Source organism: Ignavibacteria bacterium (assembly GCA_016873775.1).
GTDB lineage: Bacteria > Bacteroidota > Ignavibacteria > UBA10030 > F1-140-MAGs086 > JAGXRH01.
This window is the reverse complement of record VGWC01000115.1, coordinates 1-4,337: the sequence shown is the minus strand read 5'-3', so window position 1 is coordinate 4,337 and position 4,337 is coordinate 1. Positions and strand designations below refer to the sequence as shown.

At 39.7% G+C, this 4,337-nt stretch carries 5 protein-coding genes and 2 pseudogenes; all 7 read left to right on the top strand.

Annotated features, from left to right (window positions below; all coding sequences use genetic code 11):
• A partial coding sequence (locus tag FJ218_10955) for a four helix bundle protein (protein ID MBM4167418.1) occupies positions 1 to 356 on the top strand: 356 nt, incomplete at its 5' end.
• Positions 357 to 445: 89 nt separating this feature from the next.
• A complete protein-coding gene (locus tag FJ218_10950) occupies positions 446 to 1,186 on the top strand; it encodes a succinate dehydrogenase/fumarate reductase iron-sulfur subunit (GenBank protein ID MBM4167417.1) in 741 nt (246 codons plus the stop codon).
• Positions 1,187 to 1,230: 44 nt separating this feature from the next.
• A complete protein-coding gene (locus FJ218_10945) occupies positions 1,231 to 1,545 on the top strand; it encodes a BrnT family toxin (GenBank protein ID MBM4167416.1) in 315 nt (104 codons plus the stop codon).
• The gene (locus tag FJ218_10940; GenBank protein MBM4167415.1) at positions 1,514 to 1,786 is read left to right on the top strand and encodes a hypothetical protein; all 273 of its coding nucleotides are present in this window, start codon (positions 1,514 to 1,516) and stop codon (positions 1,784 to 1,786) included. The genes FJ218_10945 and FJ218_10940 overlap by 32 nt, the downstream gene beginning before the upstream one ends.
• A 331-nt stretch (positions 1,787 to 2,117) precedes the next feature.
• Positions 2,118 to 2,372: pseudogene (locus tag FJ218_10935) on the top strand (DUF4160 domain-containing protein).
• A gap of 47 nt (positions 2,373 to 2,419) precedes the next feature.
• Positions 2,420 to 2,599, top strand: a pseudogene (locus FJ218_10930) (DUF2442 domain-containing protein).
• 188 nt (positions 2,600 to 2,787) lie between these two features.
• The coding region (locus FJ218_10925) for a glycosyl hydrolase (protein MBM4167414.1) at positions 2,788 to 4,337 on the top strand (1,550 nt) is incomplete at its 3' end.

Here is a 4,337-nt window from a genome sequence, read left to right as displayed (position 1 = left end):
CGTTTAAAGATTTGATTGTATGGCAAAAATCGTATCAATTAAGTTTGGATGTTTATCGCATCACCAAAAATTTTCCTTCGGAAGAAAGATTCGGATTGGTTTCACAAATGCGAAGAGCCGCTGTTTCTGTTCCATCAAATATTGCTGAAGGTTATGGAAGAAAAACAACGCGAGAATACATTCAAGCATTATACATTGCTTACGGTTCACTTTGCGAATTGGAAACGCAATCACTGCTTTCCTTTGATTTAGGGTATATCAAGAAAGTTGAAATGGAAAAGTTACACGAACTGCGTTCAGAAGTCGAAAGAATGTTAATGGCTCTTATCAAATCACTTGAAAAGAAACTCGCTTGACCACTCAAATCCTCGACTCCTCGACCACTTTATTAGAAAACAACAACAAACTTTAAGTTTTGAAAAATATTTTTAGATAAGAAAACACAATGTACTTTACACTAAAAATTTGGCGACAAAAAAATAAAATTGACAAAGGTCAGTTTATCAATTACGAAGTAAAAAATATTCCCGGCGATGCATCGTTTTTGGAAATGCTCGACGTCTTGAACATTGACCTCGTGAAAAAAGGCGAAGACTCGATTGCTTTCGACCACGATTGCCGCGAAGGAATTTGCGGAAGTTGCGGACTTGTAATTGACGGACGCGCACACGGACCGGGACAAGGAGTAACAACGTGCGAACTTCGTATGCGAAAATTTTCCGATGGAGAAACAATTGTCGTTGAACCGTGGCGCGCAAAACCGTTTCCCGTGTTGAAAGATTTGGTTGTTGACCGAATGTCGTTTGAGCGCATAATGCAAGCGGGAGGATATGTTTCCGCAAAAACAGGCGGCGTTCCAGATGGCAATGCAATTCCGATTCCGAAACCGATTGCAGATGAAGCGATGGATGCGGCGGCGTGTATTGGTTGCGGTGCGTGTGTTGCGGCGTGTCCCAATTCTTCGGCGATGTTATTTGTGTCGGCAAAAGTTTCGCAACTCGCTTTGCTTCCGCAAGGACAAGTGGAACGAAAAGAGCGAGTTCAAAAAATGATAACGCAAATGGATGAAGAAGGTTTTGGCAGTTGCACGAACACCTATCTCTGCGAAGCCGAATGTCCAAAAGAAATTTCCGTTACGCATATTGCACGATTGAATCGAGAGTTTTTGTTTGCGAAGGTGAGTTGATGAATGATAAGTTTATTTGATTATTGCGTAGCAGTTTTAAATGAATGATCTCTTTTGAAAACATAGAAGGCTTTGAGTGGGATGAAGGAAATATTGAAAAGAATTGGCAACGACATCAAATACTTAATACTGAAGCCGAACAAGTATTTTTCAATGAGCCAATTATTTTGGAAGATGAGAAACATTCGACTTCGATTGAGCAACGATACCACGCGCTTGGAAAAACTGACAATGGAAAATATCTACTCATTGTTTTTACGGTTCGCAAAAAGTCAATAAGAATTATTTCTGCAAGAACAATGTCATACAAAGAAAGAAAAATGTACGATGAAAAAACTAAAAAAGATTCCGAAATTTAAAAACGAAAACGAAGAGCGAGAGTTTTGGGCAAAGCACGACTCGACTGATTATCTTGATTGGTCGAAAGCGAAGAAAGCACAATTTCCAAACTTAAAGCCAACGGTTCGTTCAGTTTCTGTAAGATTACCGGAGGCATTGCTCAATGATTTAAAAGTATTGGCAAACAAAAAAGATGTTTCCTATCACTCACTGATGAAAATGTATCTTTCTGAAAAAGTGCAAGAAGAGTATTCTCATTAGTGGGTGAATCGAGAGTTTTTATTCGCGAAGTTGAGTTAGGAAGGAATGACTATCAAGTATCTCTTTAAATTCTTTCTGCGTACATCTGCGAGATTTGCGGGAAACTATTTCCCGCAGATTTCGCAAACTATCGCAGATGATTAAGGATAAACACAAAGTTTTTAGAAATAATCTATGGAAGAAGAATTTGAAATGAAAATTGAAACATCAAATGTTGATGAAAGTTCTTTATTGTTACAACAAGAAACATAAGAAAAGAATTTGGAGCAACGAAGAAGACGATGTTTATGTTTTATAGCCAGAATTTCTTGATGTCGAATTTGTGTGATACATGCCGACGATACTCTATTCACATGGCTGGAGATTTTATTTTTGGGCGGAAGAAAACCGAGAACCGATTCACATTAATTTTCGCAAAGCATAGAAAGAATGTAAGTATTGGTTAGATGTCGAGCATTTTGGAATCATTGAAGCGTACGCATACAATATGAACAGTCGGGATATAAGAGAAGTGAAATCCATCATCATCAAAAACTTTGAACTAATAGTAGAAGAATGGGAAAAATTTCAAGAAAGAAAGACATAGATAAACCATTTCACACGGTTAAGAATATTCGGTTTATCAATGACTCAATGAAAATTTGGATTGATGGCAAAGATTATTCTTTCAAACTCGCAAAAATTTCCCAACGACTTTACAATGCTTCAGAGATTTAGCGAAACACGTTTCAAATTTCCCATGCAGTTTATTGTATTCATTGGCCATTGGAAGATGAAGATTTGTCGTTCGATGGTATGCTTGGAATAAAACACGAGTATCCGAGTTTTATTTATCAAACTGCTCCGTCACAAGTTGCTGCGGTTAAAGAAAAGAGTGTGAAGTATAACGCAAAGGCAAAAAATACAATAAAGCACAAATAATGAATTTACTCCTAAACAAAATTTCTCCTGAATAATTTTCCCAATTCAATTTTTTTCACATAAACAAAACATTTAATCCTATGAAACACTTTCTCCTTCTCTTCCTCATTTTCACTTCACTTTCTTTTGCGGAAAAAAATGATACGCTGAAATCGTCAACGTTTGGCGGATTGAAATTTCGCTCTGTTGGTCCTGCAATTATTGGCGGACGCATTATTGGATTTGCCGTTCATCCGCAAGATAGAAGCACATATTATGTAGCAGTTGCGTGCGGCGGCGTGTGGAAAACAACGAACAGCGGGACAACGTGGAACTGTGTGTTTGAAAACGAAGGCGCATATTCCATCGGCGTAGTTGCGTTGAATCCCGATAACCCACACGAAGTTTGGATTGGAACGGGTGAACTCAACAGTCAGCGAAGTGTTGGTTATGGCAACGGCATTTACAAATCCGAAGATGGAGGAAAATCGTGGAAAAATATGGGATTGAAAACATCGGAGCATATTTCCGCAATCGAATTTGATTCACGCAATACGAAAGTGATGTATGTCGCATCGCAAGGTCCGTTGTGGAAAGAAGGTGGCGAGCGAGGTTTGTTCAAATCTACGGATGGCGGCGCGACTTGGAAAAATATTGTGCATACGAGCGACAATACCGGCGTTCACGAAGTTGTGCTTGACCCGCGCAATCAAGATGTAATTTATATTACAACGTATCAACGCCGCAGGCATTTTTGGACAATGATAAATGGCGGTCCCGAAGGAAGCATTCAAAAATCTACCGATGCGGGAATGACATGGAACAAACTTTCGAGCGGACTCCCCGGCGGTGATCTGGGAAAAATCGGAATTGCAATTTCGCCGGTAAATCCCGATGTGTTATATGCGTTAGTTGAAGCGCAAGGTGATGGCGGCGGAATTTTTCGTTCACTCGACCGCGGAGTTACATGGGAGAAAAGAAATTCTCAGATTAATGTGCCGATGTATTATGGGAAAATTTTTTGCGACCCGAAAAATGTTGACCGTATTTATACATCAGGAACAATTATGCATTATTCCGATGATGCGGGAAAAACGTTGAAACGTATTGGAGAAAAAAGTGTTCATATAGATTATCACGCAATTTGGATTGACCCGAAAGACACGAATTATATGTTGCTCGGAACAGACGGCGGTTTATATGAATCACACGATGGAAATAAAACGTGGCGATTTATTAACAATATGCCGACAATTCAATTTTATCGAGTTGCTGTGGATAATGCAGAACCGTTTTACAACATTTACGGAGGAACGCAAGATAACGCAACCCTCGGCGGACCATCGCAAACGATTTCTAAATATGGAATTTTAAATAGCGATTGGTACGTAACGATTGGCGGCGATGGATTTGTAACGCGCATTGACCCGAATGACCCGAACATTGTGTATTCGGAATATCAATACGGCGGACTTGCACGTTTCGATAAAAAAACAGGAGAAGTGTTGTGGATTCAGCCGATTGAAGACAAAGGTGAAGAAGGTTTGCGATGGAACTGGGATGCGCCGCTTATTATTAGCCCGCATAATTCTTCGCGGTTGTATTTCGGCGCGAATAAACTGTTTCGCAGCGACGATAGAGGAAGTTCGTG